This window comes from Peribacillus sp. NPDC096447, from assembly GCF_044762725.1.
Lineage (GTDB): Bacteria > Bacillota > Bacilli > Bacillales > DSM-1321 > Peribacillus.
Map to the genome: position 1 here is coordinate 206193 of NZ_JBIWEV010000004.1, position 24793 is coordinate 230985.

The window sequence follows — 24793 nt, forward strand, 5'->3', positions numbered from 1 at the left end:
CGGGCGGTCCGGGAGCCTCCTCGGCGCTCTTTGCGCCTGTGGGGTCTCCCTTGGACACGCTTTTCCCGCAGGAGTCTCGTACCTTCCGTTCCAATCAACTGGATTGCCTTTAAAAGAAAAAACTGTAGTCTGGTCTCATCCCTGACTTTGATTAAGAAATGGTTACACTTTGGGTTTTTTATTGTTTAATGAAACCTCATTTGATTGAAGAAATATGCGACACTCCTGCCGAAAAACTGGCTAGCCAAGACCCCACAGGCGCTTGCGGCAAGGAGGCTTGGCAGACAGACGGCGGAAAGGGAGCGGATTTCTGAAATCAACTGGAAATTTTAATAATGTTCCATTTCATTCACCGTTCCAATGCTGGTCAATGAATTCATCGCGTCCCGATTTCGCACGGTCCGCTTTATAATCATCTATGTTTTTTTTATGATAGCCTTGATGGTATTCTTCGGCAGGGTAAAAGGTTTGGGCCGGAAGGATTTCCGTTACGATTGGTTTCTGGAACTTCCCGCTGGCCGCTACCTTTTCTTTCGCTTCAAGAGCCAGTTTTTCTTGAGCTTCATCATGATAGAAGATGGCCGTCCGATATTGGCTTCCTCTGTCATGGAATTGACCGCCATCGTCGGTTGGATCAATTTGCTGCCAATATAGCTCCAGTAATCTTTCATAAGGAAATAACTGAGGATCGAAAGTGATTTCCACGACTTCATAATGTCCCGTAGTTCCCGTCTTCACTTCCTCGTAAGTCGGGTTTTCAACATGTCCTCCCGTATAACCGGATACGATTCCCCCAATCCCCGGTTGTTCTTCAAATGGTGTCACCATGCACCAGAAACAGCCTCCAGCAAATGTAGCCTTTTGCATAATGGTCATCCTCTCCTATATGTAATAAAAATTAATATACCATATTTCAATTCTGACACAGTGCTTTTTTGATTTGCAAAGCCGCCAGGGATTTACCTTTGATCAATCTTTTGACCAGCCCTTTTCCTTGAATCTTACAATCGCTTCAACGCGGTTGCTTACATCCAATTTATCAAGGATGACCGATATATAATTACGGACCGTTCCATTGGTCAGATAAAGCTGGCTTGCGATTTCCTTTGTGGTCTTACCATCTGCGATCAATTTGAGCACTTGGCACTCTCGTTCAGTCAAAGGATTTTCTTCTTCGAAAGCCATATCCACCAGCTCAGGAGCATAAATGCGCCGACCATCCATGATGACACGGATCGAGTTCGCCAGTTCCTCACTTGGGCTATCCTTCAGAAGATATCCGCCTACCTCGGCCTTTCTGGCTCTTTCAAAATACCCAGGACGTGCAAAGGTGGTCAAAATGATGACTTTGCATTGGTGGCCTTGATCCTTGATCTCCTCCGCTACATCGAGCCCGGTTTTAACTGGCATTTCAATATCGGTTATGCAGATATCCGGCTTTAATTGATTGACGAGATTCATTGCTTCTTCCCCATTGCTCGCTTTTCCTACAACTTCCATATCACTTTCCAAATCAAGGATGGAACCTAGCGCGCCAAGCAGCATCCGCTGATCTTCGGCAATTACGATTCGAATCAAGGTTAATCCCACCTATCCATTATTTTTTATAGCATTCGGAACCCTTATATAAAGTGTCGTTCCCTCTGTTGATTTAATATCCAAGCTGCCATTAACAAATTCTAGCCTTTCTTTCATTCCTTGAAGTCCATTGCCTTTAATATACTCTGATCTATGTGAAAGCCCCACTCCATTATCCTGTACTGTGATCGTCACTCCTGTTTGTAATTCTTCGATGACGATATTACAGCAGTCGGCACCGCTATGTTTGACGATATTGGTCACAGCTTCCTTCAAGCACATGCTCAAAACCGTTTCAACAAGCAATGGGGTATCTTGCAATTCTGTGGTCCCTTCCAACTTGAATTCTATCTCTGCGGCTTTCAATATTTGCTTGACCCGGATAATTTCATCGCTTAGCTTGGACCCACGCATTTCCGACACCATTTCACGTACTTCCTTGAGTGCCGTCCTCGCCGTTTGACGGATATCCTTGATTTCCTTCTTGGCCGTCTCCGGATTCAAATCGATCAATTTCCCTGCAAGGTCACTTTTCAAGCCAATCAAAGACAGCTTTTGTCCAAGTGTATCATGTAAGTCACGGGCAATCCGCTGACGTTCTTCCATTTTGCCAAGCTCTGATATTCTTTTATGAGCGTCCTCCAATTGTTCTTCCAGCATGCCCCGTTTATTCCGATTATACGTGTTGAAAGGGAGCAGGATCACGCCTACCACACAAATGAGCATAAAGGGAAATTGCGAAAAGAAGGTAGGGTCTTTCATGATGAAGCCAATATTGACAGACACGATGGTAGCCAATAGCTGGATCGAATATAATACGAAAAAGCCAACCTTATTTTGAACATTCCCAATAAAGAATGCTAAAAAAAGTGAAAAGTAAATGTAGCTGAAAAATATGGTCATCGATATGGAAATGATTATTTGTATCGCGGTCCATACGTATACGGGCCATCCCTTCGAAACGAATGAGAGACCATATGATATGAAAAACAATATGATCATGACGATTCCAAAGACTATCTCCAACATCGAAGAGGATTTGAAGATGAAATAAAAAGGAAGGATACAAAAAATGATCCAGACATAAGGGCTCAGCCCTGTGTTTTTCGGAAAGATATGATACCAACTTTGCATTGCGCCGCCTCTATTTCTTTTTATCCTAGTATATACTAAGGAGTTTCATCAAAAAACCATCCAATGGGAATCGAATGGTTTTTTGGTGAACAATTTATTTTTTTTGAAGACTTGGACGTTCATTATTGATTTCCATTTTTGATTTTGTTTCATTTAGACGTTCCTTAATCTCTTTAAAACTGACAAACGTCTTGTTTTCGCCATCATAAAGGCGGAAGCGAAGTGATTTTAAACTTGAACTAAGGGTGATTGTCGTTGCCTGCTGCAAAGGCAGGGTGGATTCATGGACTTTTTCCAGATTATAGTTTGGCACTCTTGGACTAAGGTGATGCACGTGGTGAAAACCGATATTACCAGTTACCCATTGCAAAACCTTTGGAAGTTTATAATAAGAACTTCCATCGATGGCAGCCTTCACGTAATCCCATTCAGATTCCTCTTCGAAATATGAATCTTCGAACTGATGCTGTACATAAAACAGCCAGATGCCCAATGATCCCGATATAAAAAGAATCGGTACCTGAATCATCAGGAATGCCTGCCATCCGATAGCGAGGCATAAAAGACCATAAATCGCTACGATTGCGGCATTAGTCAAATGCGTATTTCTGCGTTCTTTCTTTTTAGCGCCTTTTTTATTAAGACGGTTCGATACAAGGAATAGATAGAATGGACCCAATCCAAACATGACGATCGGATTTCTATATAAACGGTATGCTAGACGTCCCCAGAATGAAGCATCCACATATTCATCAACGGTCATGACCCAAATATCTCCTGTACCGCGTTTGTTTAAATTACTGCTCGTTGCATGATGTATGGAATGACTATGCTTCCATTGCTCATACGGAAATAATGTGACGATTCCACTGATCGTACCCAGGATGTTATTCGCTTTCCTGCTTTTGAAAAACGACTGATGACAGCAATCATGGAAGATGATGAAAATCCTGATTACAAACCCTGAAGCAAGTACGGCAAATGCAAGGGTCAGCCAGTATGAGATGGTTAAGCTCTGATAAGCTAAAAACCATAACAGGAAAAATGGCGGAAATGTATTTATGAGCTGTTTCACGCTTGATTTAGTATTGGATTTTTCAAAAGGGGCAACATCTTTTCTCAATTGTTTTTGATTATGACTACTCATGATTTCCTCCTCAAAAAAATATAGGAATGAAGTGTTTAAATAGATTGGTTATGCTTGCATCTCTTCTTTAAGTATAGAAATAATAACCGATTTTCTATAGTCATAAACGTCAAATCCCTGCCATGACACTTGTCATATACTTGTCTGCTTCAAAACTTTTCACACGTATTTTTCCTCATTCATCATTTTCACACTTAAAAAACGTTGAATTCCCATCAATCTGATTCCAAGAAAAATCCTTACATTTATTCGAGCAAATAAAAAAAGATCCGCCGCTTGGCGAACCCATTTATATCTTGATGGCATAAACCCGTTCAGGCCGTCCTACCGTGCCATATGTTAAATCAGCATCAATTTTTTCCTCTGACATCAAGTGCTCCAGATAACGCCTTGCCGTTGTCCTGCTCACCCCGATTTCCTTTGCCACTATTTCGGCAGTTAACCCTGGGGAGGATTTCCCCAACACAACCATCACCTTCTCCAAAGTCATCCGATCGATCCCTTTTGGCAGTGAAGTCTGTTCCTTCTCTTTTTCTTTCATTTCCTTTCGCAAAAGCTTATCCACCTGTTGCTGCGTTACGGGAAAATTGCCCTTTTCCAATTCAGACAGTTTGGTGTGATACTCTTGATATCGGAGTAGAGACTGCTTGAAACGTTCAAATGCGACAGGTTTGATAATATAATCAAATATGCCGATCTTGATGGCTTCCTGGACTTTTTCGATTTCTTTAGCCGCCGTTATCATGATGACATCCATTTGTTTGCTTTGCTGCTTGATTTCTTTCAGGATATCGAGCCCATTCATATCCGGAAAATACATATCGAGCAGCAATAGATCCGGCTGAATGATTTCAATGAAGCTTTTAGCCTCGTCATAGCTTGAGGCGATCCCAATCGTTTGAAACCCCTCAAGCTTTTCGAGGAATAGCTTTTGTATCTCGGCAATCCGCAGGTCATCTTCTACGATCAAAACTTCTATATCGCGACTGGCCATCATTTAATCCCCCTCTGTTTTTTGGTATGGCAACAGTAAAAATCGTATATTCCCCTTCTTTCGTCGAAAAAGTGATATATCCCCCTAATCCATCAATCGCTTCCTGAACAAGGCTCAAACCTATACCTGAATTGGTTTGATGGCTTTTCGTCGTAAAACCGTTCTGGAAAATCAGTTCGGTAACATCTGAGTTCATCCCTTTTCCATTATCTTCAACCTCTATGATCAACTCTTTACCCAAGTCCGTGACGAACAACGATACCCTTTTTTCTTCCCTTTCGTTTTCCCGTACAGCTTCAAAGGCATTATTGATGAGATTGCCGATGATCGTCACCAATAAATCCCGATCTATTTCGGACGGAATATCTTTTAAACTGCTTTCTCTATCAATAGTAAAATCAATTTTCAGCTCGCTGGCTAAACTTACCTTCCCTAAGATGAACCCAGCAATGATCGGATCAGGTACTTCCTTCATTAGAAAGTGAATGAAGCCTTGGGTGACATCGACTTCCTTCGATATGAAATCCATCGCTTCTTTATATGAACCGAGTTGAATCAAGCCTAGCAGTGTATAAAGCCGATTCGAATATTCATGTGTCTGGGCCCTCAGCCCTTCTGCATACGCCTTTACATGTGATAGCTCCTTAAGGAGATTGGATAGTTCCGATTTATTTCTTAAACTTGCAACTGCACCGATGATTTCACCCTGTCCATTCAAAATGGGGATCCGGCTTGCCAAAAACACTTCACCGTCAATCATGAATTCCTGATCATACTCGGCCCGTGCCGTGCTAACTACATCAAGCAAATGTGTATGCGTTATGACTTCTTCGATTTTTTGCCCGCGAAGCATGACGTCTTTAGGGATATGAAGGATTTTATGTGCCGTTTCATTGACGACCGTGATCTTCCCATGAACATCAATGGCAATGATGCCTTCATGAATGGATTCCAAAATGGCATGCTTCTCTTGAAACATCCAGGCAATCTCTTTCGGCTCCAGACCCAATATCGCCTTTTTTATATTGAATGAAATGAAAAAGGCAATCAACAAACCGCCTATTAAAATAAAAGAGATGATCCAGACGATCTTTCTTTGTATACTGAACACTTCTTTTTCAATATCATCCTGAAGGTAGCCAACAGAGACGACACCAATGACCCTTTCATTTTCGATTATCGGGGATTTTCCTCTTATGGAAGGACCCAATGTCCCAGTAGACTCAGTGATGATGGATTTCCCATCCCAAACCTCGGCGTTATCCCCCCCTACCATTTTCTTCCCTATCAAGTCTGTATTTGGATGCGACAGCCGAGTTTCATTCTCATCTCCTATTACTATGAATTCCGCATCGATCTGCCTGCGAATTTTTTCCGCGATGGGCTGGATGATTACAGAAGGATTATCCGATCGAAAAGCTTGTTTAATTTCAGGCAGCAAAGAAACGGTCTGGGCAACCGACAATGCTTTTTCCCCTGTTTCCTGCTTCAGGTTTTTTTCCAAGATATTTATAAAAATCACTTCGAAAATTCCACCCATTAAGATGATTAACGTACAGATGCCCAGCATCAACTTGGTGTGTAAACGCATTCAATCACCTCTTCTACATCATATAAAAAAAAACCCCTTTAAAAAAGGGGTTTTTCGCAACATTCAGAAAATAACAGTTAGCCTTCAACATTGATGACAACATCCTTCCCTCTCTTCTTAAGTAACACCGGGATGAGCAGCCATAATGCCGTTATGATCAGGAATGTCAGGGAAAGCGGCCGAGTGAAAAACAAACTGTAATCACCATCGGATATCGTCAGTGCCCTGCGCATATTGTTTTCTATCATCGGTCCTAAAACCAGTCCTAATACCAACGGGGCGATTGGATAATCATTTTTACTTAAGAAATACCCCAAGACCCCGCATACTAGTAATAGCAATAAATCATAAGTAGATACTTGTACCGCATAAACGCCAAAAATGGAAATCGCGATAATGATCGGAATCAAATACTTCTTTGGCGTTTCTATGATTTTCGCAAAAACCTTAACGAGCGGGATATTAAGGATGAGGAGCATCAGATTCCCGATGAACATACTGGCGATAAGTCCCCAGGCCACCTGGGGATGGTCCTCGAATAATAATGGCCCTGGCTGAACATTGTACATCATGAGTGCACCCATTAAAATCGCCGTTGTACCGGAACCCGGAATTCCCAGCGTCAATAATGGAATCATCGCACCGCCAGATGCCGCATTATTGGCCGTTTCAGGTCCAGCCACCCCAGCGATCGCCCCTGTACCAAATCTCCAAGGTTTTTTTGAAATCCGTTTTTCCATAAGATATGAGAAGAAAGAAGCAAGAGTAGCCCCTGCACCCGGCAGGATCCCTACAAAGAAACCTAAGAGCGACCCCCTCGCAATGGGACCAGCGGATTCCTTGAATTCTTCTTTGGAAGGAATCAAATTTTTGATCTTTGCAATTTCCCCGTCATCCTCTTCTTTTTCCAAGATTGTCTTGAATACTTCTCCAAGTGCGAATAGACCGACTGCGATCGTCAGGAATTCGACCCCTTGATACAGCCAAGGAATGTCGAATGTAAAACGGGCGATCCCTGATACATTATCGATGCCTATCGTCCCGATCAACAAACCGCAAACCGTCATGATCAGTGCCTTGGTTACGGATTTTCCCGCGAGGCCGCTGACAGCCGCCAACCCTAGAAGCATGAGCGAAAAATACTCAGCCGGACCGAATTTAATGGCAATCGTCGATAATGGCTGAGCCAAGGCAATCATGGCGACAAGGGTGACAATCCCTCCGACGAAGGAACCGATTGCCGAAATCGATAAAGCACTTCCTGCTCTTCCCTTCTTGGCCATTTGGTAGCCATCCAGTGTGGTGACGACAGAAGAAGATTCACCAGGTGTATTCAATAGGATTGAAGTTGTCGATCCACCATACATCGCACCATAATAAACACCTGCAAGTAAAATGATGGCGCTTGTTGCCGCTTGCTCTGGGGGAAGTCCCCCTGTAATCGAAGCGGTTACCGGAATTAAAAGAGCCACACCGCTCATCGGCCCGATCCCCGGCAAAACGCCGACAGCCGTACCGATCAATACTCCGACAAATGCAAAAAGTATATTATACCAAGTTAGTGCCGTTTCAAAACCATGCATTAAATAATCAAAAGTGCCCACTTCACATCCCCCTCCCCTTTATGAAAACCAGATTGGCCAACCCGGCAGTGTTCCCTTTAAAACATTCACGAATAAATAATAGATGATCCCGGAAAATCCTGCGGAAATGATGAGCGATGTCACCCACTTATTTCGTTCCATCGTTTGAAAGCAAACAAACAAAAACAGAAAGGTCGTAATGACATATCCTATCGTTTCCAATGTCAAAATATAAATCAAGGTGGAGAGCAGAATGATGATAAAAGGTTTATATTCCAGCTTTCCCTTACCCGATTCCTGCACATTGCTCCGAAATGCCTCATAAAACAGGCGAATACTTAAAACAGCAAGAACGAGCCCCAATACAAAAGGGAAAATGTCCGGTCCCACGGAACTTCCATAAGAAGAACTGGCCAGCTTCCTGCTTCCTATCATAAACAGCACTCCGACAGCCAGAAAGGCTACAGATGCAAAGCGATCAAATTTAACATCCATCACTATCCCTCCATTTCAGAAAATAAGAAGAAGGTGAAAGCACCCCCTTCTTCTCCATTATTTTTCCATGCCTAAAGCTTCCAATAATTGCTGCACCTGTTTCTCCTGTTCTTCTAAAAACTTGCTGAATTCTTCACTATTTTTATATTCTTGTTCCCATCCTTGAACTTCCACTTCCTTTTTCCATTCAGAAGTTTCAACTAGCTTTGCAATGGTTCCGTCCCAAAAGGTTTTCGCTTCACCAGACATATCCTGAGGTCCAAAAACGCCTCTCCAAATCGTGAATTCAGCATCAACACCCTGTTCCTTTGCCGTCGGTATGTCTTTAAGATCCCCACCTAAACGTTCCGTCGAAGTTACTGCCAACACTCTAATCTTTCCTGCTTTTAAAAATTCCCTGACACTGGATGCATCCGTTCCGATCACATCCGCATTTCCCCCAAGCAATGCCGTAATCGCTTCCCCGCCACCGTCGTACGAAACATATTTAAGTTCGGTTGGATTCAAGCCATATTCATAGGCTGGAAGAATGGAAATCAAATGATCCATGGATCCCGGAGCCGATCCTCCTGCAAAGGTCAACTTACGCGGATCTTTTTTCACCGCTTCCAGCACTGATTTCAAATCCTTGAATTCAGAATCCGCCTTTACCACTATCGCCCCATAATCTTTTGTCAGCTGCGCCAAAGGAGTCGTATTTTTATATCCATATGGACTGTTGCCTTCTTTTTTAAGGTTATTGATGATGACAGGCGGTGAATTCACGAACAGCATGTCATTGTTATCCGCTTGCTGTGTTGCATAATCCGCCATGAAGACAGCGCCCCCGCCACCGGGTTTGTTTTCGACGGTCAATGGCTGGTTCACCAGTTTTGTCTCACCCAAGACCTTTGTAAATGAACGGGCGGTTAGATCCCATCCTCCGCCTGCGCCCGATGGAGCAACGACCGTTATGGCCTTTTTCGGATAACCTGTACTTTCTTTCTTTTCTCCTGATGTACCCGAACTGCTGCATGCACCTAAACTTAAAGCTAACGAACCCGCCAATATGACCGCTGAAATCTTTTTACGAGAAAACATAATAATCCTCCTTTTGAAAGCGTTTTCTTAATTCTACAAAAATATCTTCCTTTTCTTTGATTATTAACCTAAGATGCATAAATTCCATAACCTCTATAATGTTCATAAAGTTTTATCGGGAGACATGGGAAAAAGGCCCACCCATTAAGGGCAGCCCTGCTAGAATAGTATTTTTGATAGATATACGACCACCGTTACCGTTATACTGCTGAATAAAGTCGACATCAAGACTGCCTGTGCCGCATACTCCGGATGATTGTCATATTCCAAAGCGAATAATGCGCTGTTTCTCGATGTTGGAAATGAGCTTGCTATAAACAACCCTTGGGCGACAGTTCCTTCCAGGCCCAGCAGGATGATGATCAGGAAGGCGATGGATGGCGAGAGTATTAACCGGCCAATCAAGCTAAGGATAAGCGGAAGCGGAAATTGCGTCATTTTCAAATAGGCACTCTGTGCACCCAATGTAATCAAGGCAATGGCTATGAAAGCACTCGCGATATTTTCAATCGGGGTCCATAAGAACAGCGGAATGTCGAAAGAAGCGGAATGTAATAGAAAACCGAGTAATAAAGCATAAATGACGGGGTTCTTCAAGAACTCGCGAATGGCGCCCTTCGCACTTTTTGTATGGACGGAAACGGAATTCATCAATCCATAGGTATAGGTCAACAGGTTTTGAAAAATGATCACGATGACTTGGATCGACAGGCCAAGAGGATTCCCATTAAAAACCATCTGGCTGACGGGTAACCCGAAATTGGCTGAGTTATTCAGGACTACACTATTTTTAAACGTGGCAGAAAGACTTTGATCAAACCTGGCAAGTTTGGCAATCACTGTACTCACGATGATGAGGCTTACTGCTTGAAGAGCAAGGAAGCTGAATATCTGGACGATCATCCCCCCGCCCATTTTACTTTGATATATATTGACAAAGCTAATGGCCGGCATGAGCAGGAAGTGATTCAATTTAGACAGCGTATTCATATCCAACTTGAATTTACGATGCAGGATGGCCCCAGCCCCTATTAGGAAAAAGACCGGCACAATGACATTCAATACGATCAGAAACAGGACACTCACTTGACTTCCTCTCCATTCCTTAGGCAAATTCATGATGATTTACTTCTCTCATCTATCATAATCCCGGGATAACCATAGTTAAAATACCAATAAATTATCGTTAACCATTCAAAAAAGGAATGACAAAAAAAGCACAGAGGTTCCTGCGCTTCCAGTTAAATATCAATCATGAAGTCGACGTCTTTGACAAATTCGACAAACGCTTTGACCAGTTTTAATTCCAGCGACTTTTCATGATATAACATCCACGTATTCCTGATAAGGGGATTACCTTGCTTATCCTTAAGGTCCATTTGACGGAGATTTTGGTCTTTCTCCAATAAAACACTGGGGAGGATGCCATATCCCAGGCCATTCCTGACCATTTCTTTGCATGTATCGCCTTTGTCCACTTCCATCCCCACCAAAGGAGGTCCCGAAAAATTGTCTCTCCACCAATTATCGATCATTGTTTTTAAAAAAGCATCCGTCCCATAATCAATCCTCGGGTGGAAAGGCAGGTCCCGGACTTCGATTTCTTCCTTAGAAGCAATACAAATCGTTTCCTCAAAAAGATGGTGCCTTGATCCTGCCCATTGATAGTCCCCCCGAACGATCCCGACATGCACTTCTTCCCTGTAAATGAGGTTCAGTACTTCTTTACTCCAACCAGTGGTCACATGGAAATCCACTTTAGGATATCGCTCACGAAATAATCTCAACAGGCCAGGCAATTTATGCAGCGTGATATAATTGGAAACACCCAGCCGTAATGTCCCACTGATTTCCTGACCCATATTGAACGCTGTCTCTTTTATCTGCCGGAGCCTGATCAGCATCTCATCTGCACAGTTGGCCAAATATTCCCCTTGAGGCGTGAACTGCACTCCCCTTGTTCCCCGCTCCACAATCTTTAGATTGAACTCCTTCTCTATTTGTTGAATTCGTTTCGTTAAAGAAGGTTGCGATATATATAGACTTTGCGCCGTTTTAGTAATATTCTTGTGTTCATGCAACACCTTTAAAATATTCCAATCCCTTTCATTCATAACCCTTCCCCCGATACAAATTTCCTTGAATGTTTTATCCAAACTGTACCACAAAAGGCCTGTTGGATATATCCTTTTACAAGTACACAAAAAGCCCAAACCATGTGGCAAGGACTTTCCGATAAGTACCTTTTAAGCGAATGATGCTCATTCATTCAATTGAATTCTTTCAGGGCATGTGTAGATATTCAGTGAATCATTACGAATGAATCCGACCGTGGTGATTCCCAATCCTTCAGCCAACTCCAAGGCCAATTCGGTTGGAGCGGATTTCGAGAGTATCAGTTCACAGCCGATTTTCGCCACCTTCAAGAGAATTTCCGATGATATCCGGCCGCTGAACACGATAGCTTTTCCTTCTATCGAAATACCATTTTTCAGGCAATAGCCGTATATTTTGTCCAATGCGTTATGCCGTCCGATGTCCATCCTGCTTAATACGAGGCCATCGACATCACATAAAGCGGCATTGTGGACTCCGCCTGTGTTCTGGAAGGTGACGGCAGAATTTTGTAAATCCTTCATCAAGCGGAAGCAGTCATCAGGAGTCAGTTTCACCGAAACATTATCCATTTTCTTGGCAGTCAATGCATCATTTACAAAGACGAAACCTTGTCTGCTCATTCCGCAGCATGATGTAATATACCTCTTATTCTGAAAATCCTGGAAGTAAGGATTCACTTTATCTGTCTTCACATGAACAAAGCCTTCTTTTTCCTGGACCCAGATTTCTTTTATCTCATCATATTTTTTGATGATGCCTTCCGAAGCCAAATAACCAATCACCATATCCTCGATGTATTCGGGTGTACAAACCATCGTGACGAATTCCTGGCCATTTATTTTGACAGTAACGGGATGCTCCGTTACGATCGCATCTTCCGTCCGCTCGATGTTACCTTTGGTTATCCTGATGATGTCCCTCTTGATTTCAATCGCTTTCATGTTCCCACTCCTTTTAATATCCAGGAGCCAATTGACCAATATGTAGGAACATGGTCAATGCCCGTTGAGTTTGTCCGCTATATTCTTATCAAAAACGAATACGGAAATCGCTATGTTCTCTTTGATTTTGATGTCTGAAAACAAATGGAGCAGTTTAGCTCCAACCAGTTCTTCCATTCCATCAGGGGGACTCTCCGAATACACATCCTGAACCATTTTGGTTCGTGCAGAATGGACCATATCCCTTCCTTCCTCCGATCTTGATATGAACATTTCCGTAGGAGTCAAATTCCCATATAACGTAGAAACGGCCATATTTTCCACGAAAACCGTGTGTATGCGTTCTGGTCCTTTACCGAATAGTTCCTTGCGCAGCTTACGAATCATATCATTGAATTCATGGATAACTTTTGACACCGTTGCGTCACTCCAATTCAAGAAAATTAAGTTCTCAATTTTCTTATCATAAATCAACGCGAAGAAAAACGAAAGGAATTTGGGAATGATACCCTCTTTCCAGGATTGTTTCTTTTAATAATTAAAGGTATAATATCAATGATGAAAGTTGGGAGCATAATAGTGTACTGTTGTGTCCTATCTTTTTTAAAATTATCCATAATGGTTTGGATTGGTATATTGGCAAGCTTTGCTATTAAACTATTCCACCATGACCTACATTTCCGTTCAGAGACGGAGGTGTAATCATGGTGGTTTTTTTGCGTCTTTTTGGCTATAAAAGGGGGAAATATAATGAGCGATTCAAACATCACCATCAAAATCAACGGGAAGGATTATACCGCTAATGAAGGAGCGACAATACTGGAGGTCATCAACCAAAATGAGATGGCTCATCCACAGATTTGTTATGTTCCTGAAGTGGATCCGATCCAAACATGCGACACATGCATCGTCGAGGTTAATGGGAAACTCGTCCGGTCATGTTCGACAAAAGCAGTGAGCGGCATGGATATAGCCTTGGACTCAAGCCAGGCAAAAGAAGCCCAGACCGAGGCCATGGACCGGATCCTGGAAAACCATTCTTTATACTGTACAGTATGTGATAATAATAACGGAAATTGCAAACTGCATAACACAGCAGAATTAATGGAAATTGAACACCAAAAATATCCTTACACACCGAAAGTGGAATTGGGTGCCGTCGATATGTCCCATCCATTTTACCGCTACGATGCCAATCAATGCATCGCATGCGGGCAATGTGTTGAAGTCTGCCAAAACCTTCAGGTCAACGAGACGCTATCCATCGACTGGGAAGCAGAACGCCCCCGGGTAATCTGGGATGAAGGAACGGAAATCAATAACTCATCTTGTGTAGGCTGCGGACAGTGTGTAACCATTTGTCCATGTAATGCATTAATGGAAAAATCGATGCTGGGTGAGGCTGGTTTCATGTCAGGTTTGAAAAACGATATGCTTGAACCAATGATAGACCTTGTCAAAGAAGTGGAGCCTGGATACAGCGGGATTTTTGCCATTTCGGAAATTGAAGCGGCAATGCGTGATACACGAACGAAGAAGACAAAAACGGTCTGTACGTTCTGTGGGGTAGGATGCACATTCGAAGTCTGGACAAAAGACCGTAAAATCCTTAAAGTCCAACCTACTCATGAAGCACCCGTCAATGCGATATCCACATGTGTCAAAGGGAAATTCGGCTGGGACTTCGTAAACTCGGAAAAACGTTTGACAAAGCCCCTGATTCGGAAAAATGGAAGATTCGTTGAATCAAGCTGGGATGAAGCACTTGATTTGGTTGCATCCAGACTGGGGTCGATCAAACAGCAATTCGGCGGAAATTCAGTAGGCTTCATTTCCTCTTCCAAGATCACGAATGAAGAAAACTATGTAATTCAAAAACTGGCACGGCAAATGTTCGAAACGAATAACGTCGACAATTGCTCTCGTTACTGTCAATCGCCGGCAACAGACGGACTGTTCCGTACAGTCGGCATGGGCGGAGATGCTGGTACGATCAAAGATATCGCCGCAGCTGGTCTTGTCATCATCGTTGGGGCTAACCCGGCAGAAGGCCATCCCGTACTGGCGACACGCGTTAAACGGGCTCACAAGCTTCACGGTCAAAAACTGATCGTGGCTGACATCCGCAAAAACGAAATGGCCGAGCGTTCCGACATCCATATCAGTCCAAAACAAGGAACGGACCAAGTTTGGTTGATGGCGGTTACAAAATATATGATCGATCAAGGCTGGCATGATCAAAAATTCATCAATGAAAATGTTAACTTCTTCGACGATTATAAAGAAGTACTTGAGAAATACACCCTGGAATATGCTGAAACACACACAGGTATTTCAAAAGAAACATTGATCCAAATAGCTGAGACCATTCGCGATGCAGATGGAACATGCATTCTTTGGGGAATGGGCGTTACACAAAACACCGGTGCTTCCGATACTTCGGCTGCAATTTCCAACCTGCTATTAGCTACAGGTAACTACCGTCGCCCAGGGGCGGGAGCTTATCCGCTTCGCGGCCATAACAATGTACAGGGCGCTTGCGATATGGGCACCCTTCCAACATGGCTTCCTGGATATCAGCATGTTACCGATGACGCAGCACGTGCTAAATTCGAAAAAGCTTATGGAGTGAAAATCGATGGAAAACCAGGCATGAACAATATTGAAATGCTTAAAGCGATAGAAAAAGGCGACATGAAAGCCATGTACCTTGTAGGTGAAGATATGGCACTTGTTGATGCGGATGCAAACCATGTTGATAAAGTGTTATCCGGATTGGATTTCTTTGTTGTCCAGGATATTTTCCTTTCAAGGACAGCCCAATATGCCGACGTGGTATTGCCCGGAGCTCCATCTCTTGAAAAAGACGGAACGTTCACCAATACGGAGCGCCGTGTACAGCGTTTATATAAAGCCCTTCCCACTATGGGAGATTCTAAGGCGGACTGGGAAATCACTCAAGAGATCGCAAACCGCTTAGGTGCAAATTGGAACTACACTCACCCTAGTGAAATCTATGATGAAATGGCAAGCCTGTCACCGATATTCAGCCAAGCGAATTACGAGGTGCTGGAAGGATGGAACAGTTTCCTATGGGGAAGCCATGATGGATCAAGCACGCCGCTTCTTTATGTGGATGGCTTCAACTTCCCTGATAAGAAAGCGCGCTTTGCACTGGCTGACTGGGTGGAGCCGCATAAATTCCCGAAAGAATATGACCTTCATATCAATAATGGACGCATGCTGGAGCATTTCCATGAAGGAAATATGACGAACAAATCCAATGGAATCCAATCGAAAGTACCTGATATTTTCGTTGAGGTTTCACCGGAACTTGCCAAAGAACGTAAAGTCAGTGATGGCGGACTCGTTCGCTTAGTGTCTCCATTCGGGGCCGTTAAGTTAAAAGCCCTGATCACAGACCGCGTGAAAAATAATGAGCTATTTTTACCGATGAACTCCGTTGATAAAGACTCTGCCATTAACTTCCTGACTGGTCCTATCTATGATCAACGCACAAGCACGCCTGCTTACAAACAGACGATGGTCCGCATGGAAGTATTAAGCGCAAGCGGGGATATCCCATTACCGGGTACCAATCCACGGAACAAGAAACGCCATCCTAAAAATGGTGTCGAGGTTGAACGTAAGTGGGCCCGTCCAGGGTATGTTCACTTAACGGATAAATAAAAAAGGAGGGTGAAGATCATGGCAGCTCCTATTACGGAAATCCATAATCCCATTACTGAGGAAGAAGTAAAGCTACAAAAGCTCGAAGAACTTAAAACGCTGATCACCAATAATGAAGATGCCTTAAATAATATGTTTAAAATCGTCAATGAACTGAATGACTCGGGAGTATTCGAAGCCGCGACCTCCATGCTCCAAGGAAAAGAACAAATTGCCAAAATCGCACTTCAACAAGTCACAAGACAACCTGTAACAAACCTGATCAATACCCTTATGGGAGCAACAGGAGCCTTGATGAACGCCGATGCTGCACAATCCACCAAACTGCTTAACAGTGCACTTGCAGGAATCGATGAAGGAAACAAATTCCTTCAGGCCGATAAAAAGATCGGCGTTTTGGATTTAATGAAAACATTGAATGACCCAGACATAAACCGGGCGATCGGCTTTGGCGTCCACTTCCTAAAGGGAATGGGCAAGGAATTAAAAGAATAGAATCGGAACAAAGACTCAAGAGAAGCTTCTTTTGAGTCTTTGTTCTATCATATGGCTTATAGCTGCAAAACTGCTGAAAGTGCAGCGTATTGGATAAGATTAGCATTGGAGTGGATGATTTAATGAATCAAGAAGAAAAAATTAAGGAATTAGAATACGAATTGTTTTTATTGAAGCATGCATTTTTAAAATTACATGATAGTATAACCCCGAATTTAAAGTCTAGGTATTATGAGTTATTATCACATGGCTTTACAGAGTAAGAGGTCAGTGAGTTAGATAGATTTTTCATGTCGGTTTACGGCACAAAAAATTATCCCACAAAGGAAGAAATGGAGAATTGCATCTTGCCTCAGTAATAAAATTCTTACTAGCTTATCAAGCTGATGGGTTTTCCCATGCTCCAATCCCATTTTCTTCAAAAGGATTCCACAGATGGAAATTGTACAGTTTATCTGCGAAATTGGAAATTTTAAAGATAAGTTGTGGCAATCATTTGGTTTATCTCCATTTTTAGAGAAAAAATAAAGGAATCCATCTACTTCGGCATCTAAATAGTGGAATCAAAAAAGCTTAACGTAATTGTTAAGCAATCTTTGTTTTTGATTTTTATATGAAAGTACAGGACTTCACAATCTTTTTTTACACCTAATTAAACTCAATCCCTAAGTATGTTGTCCATGCAAAAAGACGCCTTCTTATTTAAGAAAAGCGCCCGACTGTTGAACAATGAAATATGCGAAAGATCGCTCTGCAAATACGTTCTAATTTATTTGACTAACGCACCCGTTTAGCCATCCATAATGCAGGAAAATCACCCGCTTCACCAGAATGAAATGGGCTTCACACCGTCAATATTGCCTCTACGGCTGGGCGAGGAAGGTCGCGCTGAATTATGGTGCTTTAGGACCAATCAACGCCACCCCAAGAGGATTGCAACTTTCGCAACAGAACAATTTGTCCGAGATGATACGTATCGTGCATCATGATATTGCTGAGTAAACGCTCAATAGAGTACCTGTTAGCTGCGTACGGAGCTTTTAACTTTTCATCTTCAAGGTCCGCAATGACCGTTTTTAATTTATTCATGACTTCATTAAGGTGCTGCACTGTCTGGGCCCACCCAATTTCGTCTTCTGGATCCCCCGGATTTCCAAAGGTTTCTTCATTGTCTTCTGCCTTATGCGGATTCTCTGTACCCTTAATTCGATGGATTACGTCTTCATTCCAAAATATCAAGTGGTTGACAATCTGCCAAATCGAATTGCTGACTCCCGAACTTGTCCATGCTGCCTCAGCTGCGATGACTCCATGAAGCGCCTGATCCATGGATGCAAACCAATCATTCTCATGGCAATGCATGTCGAGTTGTTCTAAAAACATTTTGGTTACAACTTGCATACAACCAATCTCCTCACTGTTTAGTGTAATCTTTCAAATTTAAAAGACAAGAAAAAATCTAACTATAGTATAAATTAATCGTTCCTAAAAAGGTAAAAACCAAATCCAAGTGGTCCCTTCCATATTGGACATCCTTTCTCTCCAGCTTCTAATTCTCTCCAACATGGCAGGGTAATCCGAAATTTCCGGGTGACGATAACAATAATCCTCAATCAATTTCGATAAAAAGCCATTCATACGCATAAAACAACCTTCATTTTCGACTGTCGGCCATATAACGAAAAAATATTCTCAATGAAATACTCCAATCATTTATTTTGAGAATACAACAAACCATGATCACTATGACTTATTCGGCTCATCCAGCTTTTATTCCTTCATCATGACAAATAAAGTACCTTATAGGGCATGCCTTTTTAAGTGTTTTTTCTGGTTGACCTGTTGGCTAAACGACATAACTGGCCTTTGATTTTATAAGTGGCTTAATTCATATAATGCTTTGGCATAGATGGCTGTCGCTTTGATTAACCTTTAAAAGATCATCTTTTCTATTTTCCACTTCTGCCAGCCAATTGATTTCCATTACATCCTCAACTCCCTTCTCAATTATATTAATTTTATATCCAATTCCTTTTCTCCTTTAAAATACTCTTAAGCTAACCTGCCCCAATAGTTTAATAAGAAAATTCAACAAGAAGGGGGGTGAATCCTTCAAAGTAAAAATGCTTCAAAAAATAAAAGGACCAACTAGCCGGCATAGCAATTTGGTCCACAAAACCAATAACATTTTTATGTACAACAAACATTATTTTTGTAATGTAAATTAACTTTTTGTGATAGCTATCCGAACCCATACTTAAGAACATCAAAGAATGGAAATACCTATATAAGAGGATTGAAATTGCAGCAATGACAGCTCCAGAAATTATAAACCAGAGACGCCTGCTATAAATCAACTTCATGTTTAACCCTCTCTTCTTATCCTTATTTAATACAATAATGGAATATTTCGGGTGTTCGTCACCTAAGAATTCACACTGTCGATTACTACAAACTTCGCCTAAAGGTAACCGTAAAAAAAGAAAACCAAGGAAAACATTATATATAACAGATCTTATTTTAAAAAAAGGGATAATAAAAATGCTCAGAGCAAACAAAGCTCTGAGCATTTTTGTATCCACTCAACTTTCAAAATAATTTTAAACATAATATTGTCAAAGCATTTTTTAAGCTTAAGTTTGTCAACATTACCAAGTTATGCTTAAAGTTAGACCAAATAAAAAACCACCAATATATGTATTGGTGGAGACGGTGGGAGTCGAACCCACGTCCAGACATAACGGCACTTAAGCTTCTACGAGTGTAGTCGATATATTCGCATTTCGCGAACTCATTAGCCTATCGACAGGCGGCAGAGCAGCTAGTCTGATTGGTCTCTTCCTTCATCCTCAGACGGTGGATTCCGGCGTATCCCACTTAGAGTGAGTCCCTTACCCTACCACGTGGGCCATGGAGGGAGGAACAGCTATCGACTGTTATTAAGCAGCGAAAGCTAGGTTGTTGTTTTGTTTGCCAGTTATAGGCGTTGACGTTTTAACGAGGCCGATCCCCTCGACTCGCAACTTAAGCTCGAACTATCCCTGTCGAATCCGTAACGTCCCCATGATAGAAATGGAGCGTACGAGAGAAGAATAGTCAGCAAGTTGGCTGATATTCAATTGTCATCGGTACAGGATTAATTATAACAGATTGGTTCAAAAAATCAATTGTAAGGTCTTGGCAGTTCTACATCTTCTGCCGATCACGGAAAGCACGTTCAATATCACGCTTCGCTTCCTTCTTCTTCAGGTCTTCACGCTTGTCATATTGCTTCTTCCCTTTACCGAGTCCGATCAAAACCTTGGCAAAGCCATTTTTCAAATACATTTTCAACGGTACGATCGTGTAACCTGTTTCCTTTGTTACACCGATCAGTTTACTGATTTCTTTCTTATGCAAAAGAAGCTTCCGTGTCCGCAACGGGTCATGGTTAAACTGGTTTCCCTGCTCATAAGGGCTTACATGCATATTATAAAGATAAATTTCTCCATTTTCTATTTTAGCGAAGGCATCCTTCAAATTTACTCGGGCCGCACGGATTGCCTTGATTTCGGTCCCCTTCAAAACGATTCCGGCTTCAAACGTTTGTTCAATAAAGAAATCATGATAAGCTTTTTTATTTTGTGCTAGTTGTTTACCTGAGCCTTTTGGCATCTAACTCTCCCCTTTTTACATCCAATCGCGGCAAGAGGATGAAAGAATCATCCCCCCGCCTCAATCTTTATCTCTTTTTTGGTTTTCTCTTGCGCTTGGCAGCTGGTGCATTTTCAAAGAATTTTTTCTTCTTTTTCGGTTTTCTCCCAGTAGAAGGCGAATCTCCATTACGGCCGCCGCCTTTTCCTTCATTACGTCCGCCACGGCCGCGTTTACGTTCACCTGAATTGGCTTTGAATATTTTCTTCTCGCCAGATGGACGCGGACGGCTTACCTTCATGCCGATAATTTCAAAATCGATGGCGCGTTCCTCTTTATTGACGTTGGAAACACGTACGTCGATCTCATCGCCAATCCGGAACACATTACCGGTACGTTCCCCGATCATTGCAAGCTGACGCTCATCGAAGCGGTAATAATCATCCGTCATGAAGCTGACATGGACAAGTCCTTCAATGGTGTTCGGCAGCTCGACGAACATCCCGAAATTCGTGACCGAACCAATGATCCCGGTATACTCTTCGCCGATTTTATCCAGCATATATTCCGCTTTCTTCAGATCATCCGTTTCCCGTTCAGCATCGACTGAGCGACGTTCACGTTTCGATGTATGATCGGCAATCTCAGGTAAATTGGCATTCCATTTCTCCTTCGTAGCTTCATCCATTTTACCTTCCACCAAGTAGGTCCTGATCAACCTGTGCACGATCAAATCCGGGTAACGGCGAATCGGCGATGTGAAATGTGTATAAAACTCAGCAGATAAACCAAAGTGACCTAAGCTCTCCGGATCATATTTCGCCTGTTGCATGGAACGAAGCATGACTGTGGATATGACCGTTTCTTCCGGTTTACCAGCAACCGCCTCAATGATTTCCTGTAACGCCTTAGGATGAACGTCATTGGCCGATCCCCGGACAATATATCCGAAGTTCGTTATGAATTCAAAGAAACGCTGCAGTTTTTCCGGCTTGGGATCTTCATGAATACGGTAAATGAACGGTACGTCAAGACGGTGGAAATGCTCTGCAACGGTTTCATTAGCCGCAAGCATGAACTCTTCAATCAGCTTTTCGGCAACCGACCTTTCACGTAAAACCACATCAGTCGGATGGCCTTCTTCATCAACGATGACTTTCGCTTCATTGAAATCAAAGTCAATCGCACCGCGGTTCATCCGGTTCTTGCGCAGGATGGCAGCTAACTTCTCCATGTCCTGGAACATCGGCACCAACGCTTCATAGCGTTCGAGCTGTTCTTCATCTTTATCGACAAGGATTTTGTTCACATTTCCATATGTCATACGTTCCGTCGTCTTAATTACACTTTCAAAAATCTCATGGTTGACGACTTTGCCATCTGGCGTAATTTCCATTTCACAAGAGAGTGTAAAGCGATCGACTTGTGGGTTCAAGGAACAAATGCCATTCGATAAACGATGCGGGATCATCGGGATGACCCTGTCCACCAAATAAACGCTCGTCCCTCTTTCCAAGGCTTCCTTATCGATTGGTGATCCTTCCTTCACATAATGGCTGACATCAGCAATATGAACACCCAGCTTATAATTGCCATTTTCAAGTTTGGAAACAGTGACGGCATCATCCAGGTCCTTTGCATCTGCTCCATCAATCGTGACCAAAACATCATTGCGCAAATCCCTGCGGCTTCCAATTTCACTTTCTTCAATAGTATCCGAAACGGCATTGGCTTGTTCCATGACGTCATCCGGGAACTCCATTGGCAAACCATATTTATGGATCACGGAAAGAATATCTACACCAGGATCATTTTTATGTCCAAGAATCTCAATGACTTCACCTTCGGCACTTATGCGTCCTTCAGGATAAGAAGTAAGCTTGACGACAACCTTATGGCCCTCTACCGCTCCATGTGAAGCATGCTGCGGAATGAAAATATCGTTTGCGATCTTTTTATCATCAGGGATGACGAAACCAAAACTTTTACTTTCGGAGTATGTACCGACAACTTGTGTAATACCGCGTTCAAGAATTCTGATGACCGTGCCTTCTTGCCTTGAGCCCGATGTTTCCGAAGATACTCGTACCATGACGACATCTCCATGCATCGCTGTGCCCGTTTCATTCGGCGGAATGAAAATATCATCCATTCCTGGGTTATCTTCAGGTGTGACAAAGGCGAATCCCTTAGCGTGTCCCGTTAATTTACCGCGGAACAAATTCATTTTTTGCGGCAGCCCATAACGATTGCTCCTCGTTCTGACCACCAATCCCTTTTCTTCCATCTTTACTAAAGCCTTAACGAAATTCTTGAAATCTGCCGAGTCTTCGATTTTCAAAGCCTCTTCCAGTTCTTGTACCGTTAACGGCTTATACGCTTCATCCGTCATGTATGTCAGAAGCTTATTAATATGTTCTTGAATGTTATCTTCCATGAAAACCCTCCTATTCAGGGTATATTTTTGTTATTCGGCCCAATCCAGACTTTCTAAAAATTCCAATACATCTTCATGCAGCTGGTCCTTTTCTTTATCAAGAGTTATGACATGACCGGATTCTTCATACCACTTGATTTTTTTGACCGGTGATTCAATGGCATCAATAATAATATCGGCACTTTTTGGATTGATAACATCATCATGCCGGCCCTGCACCACAAATGTTGGCGCGTATATAAGGTCGACGTGCTCTCGTACATCCGTTATCAATTCCTGTAGGGCTTTCAATGTATTCATCGGTTTATCGGCAAGGAGGTCCATTTCAAGCTCTATTTGCTCTTGAGTTTTTCCTTCATACTTCTTAAATTCTCTGGCGTACTCCAATACTCCTTTAAACATCATTTCTTCACTTTTGATATACATAGGCGCACACATTGATACGATACCCTTTATAGGTACAGTGTAACCTAATTTAAGAGAAAATACGCCTCCTAATGATAGTCCGGCAACAGCAATTTCTTCATGGCCTTTGCTTTTCAGGAAATCGTAGGCCATCATGACATCTTTCCACCAATCTTCCGGACCCGTTTTCACCAGCTCCTCTGGGGGAACGCCATGCCCTTTATAGTGCGGGGCATGGCAGGTGTATCCCTGTTTCTCCAAGTAACGCCCTAGCATCCGTACATCCGCTGAATTCCCCGTAAATCCATGTAAAAGTAAGACAGCTCTTTTTCCGCCTTCAAAAGTAAAGGGCTGCTGCAGCTTTATTTTCATGATCTTAAGCTCCTTTATCAGTAAATAGAATTTTAAAACATCCCTATCCTATAATTAAGTACTAAAATCACTATATCTATTCATGTAACTATTGTGCAAAGAAAAAAGTCTAGCTATTTAGCTAGACTCATTTTTGATCCATTACACATCAAAGTATGCAACAAGTAAAGTTAAAGCAAAGAATAAAATCGCCAATACTATTGTCGCACGATGTAAAACCAGGTCCAAACCGCGTGCCTTTTGCTTTCCGAATAGCTGCTCAGCACCGCCGGCAATCGCACCTGATAAACCTGCACTCTTACCTGATTGAAGCAATACCGTCACAATGAGGGCTATACTGACAATCACTAAAAGCGTTATGAGAAATGCATGCATGCAATTACACCTCCTGAAGAACCAATAAACAATTACTTTAACTTTACCACACCCAATAAATATCCACAATCTTTGTTATACTATGATGGTAAGAATTCCTAAAAATCCATAGTCATTTATTTCTTTTTGAAACAAAGTTTGAGATAATTTGCATAAATAGAGAAAGAGGTGTCAACATGTTTAAGTCCATACTCCGGATTCTTGATCTCCTGACCATCCTATTCTCGGCGGTTGCCGGCTATTCTTTATGGACAGGCGGAAGCAATTTTATCAGTGTCCTATTAATCATCCTATCACCGCTTTTATTGCTGCTGGCAAAGTATCACGGAAATCGATACTTATTATTTGCTGCATATATCACGACAACCGTTTATTTTACTGCTATTATTTATAATGGACTTTCCAATAGCGGTACCGACTTTTTCCAATCAAGCTTCAATGTCCTCCTGATCGGGGCAGCAGCCGCCTTGCTGAGCGTCATAGCGGCGGTCATTGGGTTTGGGACCAATACTCTTACGATTCTTTGGTTATCGCTTCACGCCCTTGTCACATTCGAGACAATCAGGATGTCATCTGGTTTCCTTTCGAGCTTTTGGTCTGATCCCGTTGTGGAAACCGCAGTCCGTAACGATTATCCATTTTTATTGATGGTTGTCTGGATTGGCTTATTTCTTGATAAATATCAAAGTGAATTAACAAGGGATTACTTATCACGATAATTTTTC

At 42.4% G+C, this 24793-nt stretch carries 21 protein-coding genes and 1 other RNA gene; 3 read left to right on the forward strand and 19 right to left on the reverse strand.

Annotated features, from left to right (window positions below; all coding sequences use genetic code 11):
• Nucleotides 1–345: 345 nt before the first annotated feature.
• The 13 genes from msrA to ACIQZD_RS15470 form a co-directional block, all read right to left on the reverse strand.
• Complete coding sequence (gene msrA / locus ACIQZD_RS15410; protein WP_402904234.1) at nucleotides 346–867, reverse strand: peptide-methionine (S)-S-oxide reductase MsrA; 522 nt, start codon at nucleotides 865–867, stop codon at nucleotides 346–348.
• 102 nt (nucleotides 868–969) lie between these two features.
• Nucleotides 970–1578, reverse strand: coding sequence for a response regulator transcription factor (locus ACIQZD_RS15415; protein ID WP_057278094.1), 609 nt, complete (start codon nucleotides 1576–1578; stop codon nucleotides 970–972).
• A gap of 12 nt (nucleotides 1579–1590) precedes the next feature.
• Nucleotides 1591–2712, reverse strand: a complete 1122-nt coding sequence (locus tag ACIQZD_RS15420; protein WP_350300515.1) for a sensor histidine kinase — start codon at nucleotides 2710–2712, stop codon at nucleotides 1591–1593.
• A gap of 94 nt (nucleotides 2713–2806) precedes the next feature.
• Entirely contained in the window at nucleotides 2807–3859 is a 1053-nt protein-coding gene (gene desA, locus ACIQZD_RS15425; protein WP_402904240.1) for a Delta(5) desaturase DesA, read from the reverse strand.
• A gap of 289 nt (nucleotides 3860–4148) precedes the next feature.
• Complete coding sequence (locus ACIQZD_RS15430) at nucleotides 4149–4856, reverse strand: response regulator (RefSeq protein ID WP_402904245.1); 708 nt, start codon at nucleotides 4854–4856, stop codon at nucleotides 4149–4151.
• Nucleotides 4813–6444 carry an ATP-binding protein gene (locus tag ACIQZD_RS15435; protein ID WP_402904248.1) on the reverse strand — a complete coding sequence of 544 codons (1632 nt, stop codon included), beginning with the start codon at nucleotides 6442–6444 and terminating at the stop codon, nucleotides 4813–4815. The genes ACIQZD_RS15430 and ACIQZD_RS15435 overlap by 44 nt, the downstream gene beginning before the upstream one ends.
• A 77-nt stretch (nucleotides 6445–6521) precedes the next feature.
• Entirely contained in the window at nucleotides 6522–8048 is a 1527-nt protein-coding gene (locus tag ACIQZD_RS15440) for a tripartite tricarboxylate transporter permease (RefSeq protein WP_402904251.1), read from the reverse strand.
• Between the two features lie 18 nt (nucleotides 8049–8066).
• On the reverse strand, nucleotides 8067–8522 hold the full coding sequence (locus tag ACIQZD_RS15445; protein WP_101223697.1) for a tripartite tricarboxylate transporter TctB family protein: 456 nt from the start codon (nucleotides 8520–8522) through the stop codon (nucleotides 8067–8069).
• 57 nt (nucleotides 8523–8579) lie between these two features.
• On the reverse strand, nucleotides 8580–9602 hold the full coding sequence (locus tag ACIQZD_RS15450) for a Bug family tripartite tricarboxylate transporter substrate binding protein (protein ID WP_402904254.1): 1023 nt from the start codon (nucleotides 9600–9602) through the stop codon (nucleotides 8580–8582).
• A 159-nt stretch (nucleotides 9603–9761) separates the two neighbouring features.
• Nucleotides 9762–10688, reverse strand: a complete 927-nt coding sequence (locus ACIQZD_RS15455; protein ID WP_402904830.1) for an AEC family transporter — start codon at nucleotides 10686–10688, stop codon at nucleotides 9762–9764.
• Nucleotides 10689–10843: 155 nt separating this feature from the next.
• Nucleotides 10844–11716 carry a LysR family transcriptional regulator gene (locus ACIQZD_RS15460; RefSeq protein ID WP_402904257.1) on the reverse strand — a complete coding sequence of 291 codons (873 nt, stop codon included), beginning with the start codon at nucleotides 11714–11716 and terminating at the stop codon, nucleotides 10844–10846.
• A 147-nt stretch (nucleotides 11717–11863) separates the two neighbouring features.
• Complete coding sequence (gene fdhD / locus ACIQZD_RS15465) at nucleotides 11864–12661, reverse strand: formate dehydrogenase accessory sulfurtransferase FdhD (protein WP_402904260.1); 798 nt, start codon at nucleotides 12659–12661, stop codon at nucleotides 11864–11866.
• Nucleotides 12662–12715: 54 nt separating this feature from the next.
• Nucleotides 12716–13078 (reverse strand): Na-translocating system protein MpsC family protein, encoded by a 363-nt coding sequence (locus ACIQZD_RS15470; protein ID WP_095390832.1) that lies wholly within the window; start codon nucleotides 13076–13078, stop codon nucleotides 12716–12718.
• A gap of 333 nt (nucleotides 13079–13411) precedes the next feature.
• Between ACIQZD_RS15470 and fdhF the strand changes: the two genes are divergently transcribed.
• Both fdhF and ACIQZD_RS15480 read left to right on the forward strand, forming a co-directional pair.
• Nucleotides 13412–16351 carry a formate dehydrogenase subunit alpha gene (fdhF, locus tag ACIQZD_RS15475; RefSeq protein ID WP_402904263.1) on the forward strand — a complete coding sequence of 980 codons (2940 nt, stop codon included), beginning with the start codon at nucleotides 13412–13414 and terminating at the stop codon, nucleotides 16349–16351.
• Between the two features lie 18 nt (nucleotides 16352–16369).
• A complete protein-coding gene (locus ACIQZD_RS15480; protein ID WP_402904266.1) occupies nucleotides 16370–16846 on the forward strand; it encodes a helical membrane plugin domain-containing protein in 477 nt (158 codons plus the stop codon).
• Nucleotides 16847–17749: 903 nt separating this feature from the next.
• Here ACIQZD_RS15480 and ACIQZD_RS15485 read toward each other — a convergent pair.
• From ACIQZD_RS15485 to secG, 6 genes are all read right to left on the reverse strand, one after another.
• Nucleotides 17750–18247, reverse strand: a complete 498-nt coding sequence (locus ACIQZD_RS15485; RefSeq protein WP_402904269.1) for a DinB family protein — start codon at nucleotides 18245–18247, stop codon at nucleotides 17750–17752.
• A gap of 1300 nt (nucleotides 18248–19547) precedes the next feature.
• Nucleotides 19548–19909, reverse strand: a transfer-messenger RNA (tmRNA) gene (gene ssrA / locus ACIQZD_RS15490).
• Between the two features lie 123 nt (nucleotides 19910–20032).
• Nucleotides 20033–20500, reverse strand: coding sequence for an SsrA-binding protein SmpB (gene smpB, locus ACIQZD_RS15495; protein WP_101223703.1), 468 nt, complete (start codon nucleotides 20498–20500; stop codon nucleotides 20033–20035).
• 67 nt (nucleotides 20501–20567) lie between these two features.
• Nucleotides 20568–22916, reverse strand: coding sequence for a ribonuclease R (gene rnr / locus ACIQZD_RS15500; RefSeq protein WP_402904272.1), 2349 nt, complete (start codon nucleotides 22914–22916; stop codon nucleotides 20568–20570).
• 30 nt (nucleotides 22917–22946) lie between these two features.
• Nucleotides 22947–23693, reverse strand: coding sequence for an alpha/beta hydrolase (locus ACIQZD_RS15505; RefSeq protein WP_101223705.1), 747 nt, complete (start codon nucleotides 23691–23693; stop codon nucleotides 22947–22949).
• 141 nt (nucleotides 23694–23834) lie between these two features.
• Nucleotides 23835–24068, reverse strand: a complete 234-nt coding sequence (secG, locus tag ACIQZD_RS15510; protein ID WP_034309999.1) for a preprotein translocase subunit SecG — start codon at nucleotides 24066–24068, stop codon at nucleotides 23835–23837.
• 176 nt (nucleotides 24069–24244) lie between these two features.
• Here secG and ACIQZD_RS15515 point away from each other — a divergent pair, with 176 nt between their 5' ends.
• Nucleotides 24245–24787, forward strand: a complete 543-nt coding sequence (locus tag ACIQZD_RS15515) for a hypothetical protein (RefSeq protein ID WP_101223706.1) — start codon at nucleotides 24245–24247, stop codon at nucleotides 24785–24787.
• The last annotated feature ends 6 nt before the right edge of the window (nucleotides 24788–24793 follow it).

What these genes read in the sequence shown, in the direction of transcription:
- msrA (WP_402904234.1), bottom strand. Translation starts at nt 867, where the DNA reads ATGCAAAAGGCTACATTTGCTGGAGGCTGTTTCTGGTGCATGGTGACA.
- ACIQZD_RS15420 (WP_350300515.1), bottom strand. Translation starts at nt 2,712, where the DNA reads ATGCAAAGTTGGTATCATATCTTTCCGAAAAACACAGGGCTGAGCCCT.
- desA (WP_402904240.1), bottom strand. Translation starts at nt 3,859, where the DNA reads ATGAGTAGTCATAATCAAAAACAATTGAGAAAAGATGTTGCCCCTTTT.
- ACIQZD_RS15430 (WP_402904245.1), bottom strand. Translation starts at nt 4,856, where the DNA reads ATGATGGCCAGTCGCGATATAGAAGTTTTGATCGTAGAAGATGACCTG.
- ACIQZD_RS15435 (WP_402904248.1), bottom strand. Translation starts at nt 6,444, where the DNA reads ATGCGTTTACACACCAAGTTGATGCTGGGCATCTGTACGTTAATCATC.
- ACIQZD_RS15445 (WP_101223697.1), bottom strand. Translation starts at nt 8,522, where the DNA reads ATGGATGTTAAATTTGATCGCTTTGCATCTGTAGCCTTTCTGGCTGTC.
- ACIQZD_RS15450 (WP_402904254.1), bottom strand. Translation starts at nt 9,602, where the DNA reads ATGTTTTCTCGTAAAAAGATTTCAGCGGTCATATTGGCGGGTTCGTTA.
- ACIQZD_RS15460 (WP_402904257.1), bottom strand. Translation starts at nt 11,716, where the DNA reads ATGAATGAAAGGGATTGGAATATTTTAAAGGTGTTGCATGAACACAAG.
- fdhD (WP_402904260.1), bottom strand. Translation starts at nt 12,661, where the DNA reads ATGAAAGCGATTGAAATCAAGAGGGACATCATCAGGATAACCAAAGGT.
- fdhF (WP_402904263.1), top strand. Translation starts at nt 13,412, where the DNA reads ATGAGCGATTCAAACATCACCATCAAAATCAACGGGAAGGATTATACC.
- ACIQZD_RS15480 (WP_402904266.1), top strand. Translation starts at nt 16,370, where the DNA reads ATGGCAGCTCCTATTACGGAAATCCATAATCCCATTACTGAGGAAGAA.
- ACIQZD_RS15485 (WP_402904269.1), bottom strand. Translation starts at nt 18,247, where the DNA reads ATGCAAGTTGTAACCAAAATGTTTTTAGAACAACTCGACATGCATTGC.
- smpB (WP_101223703.1), bottom strand. Translation starts at nt 20,500, where the DNA reads ATGCCAAAAGGCTCAGGTAAACAACTAGCACAAAATAAAAAAGCTTAT.
- rnr (WP_402904272.1), bottom strand. Translation starts at nt 22,916, where the DNA reads ATGGAAGATAACATTCAAGAACATATTAATAAGCTTCTGACATACATG.
- ACIQZD_RS15505 (WP_101223705.1), bottom strand. Translation starts at nt 23,693, where the DNA reads ATGAAAATAAAGCTGCAGCAGCCCTTTACTTTTGAAGGCGGAAAAAGA.
- secG (WP_034309999.1), bottom strand. Translation starts at nt 24,068, where the DNA reads ATGCATGCATTTCTCATAACGCTTTTAGTGATTGTCAGTATAGCCCTC.
- ACIQZD_RS15515 (WP_101223706.1), top strand. Translation starts at nt 24,245, where the DNA reads ATGTTTAAGTCCATACTCCGGATTCTTGATCTCCTGACCATCCTATTC.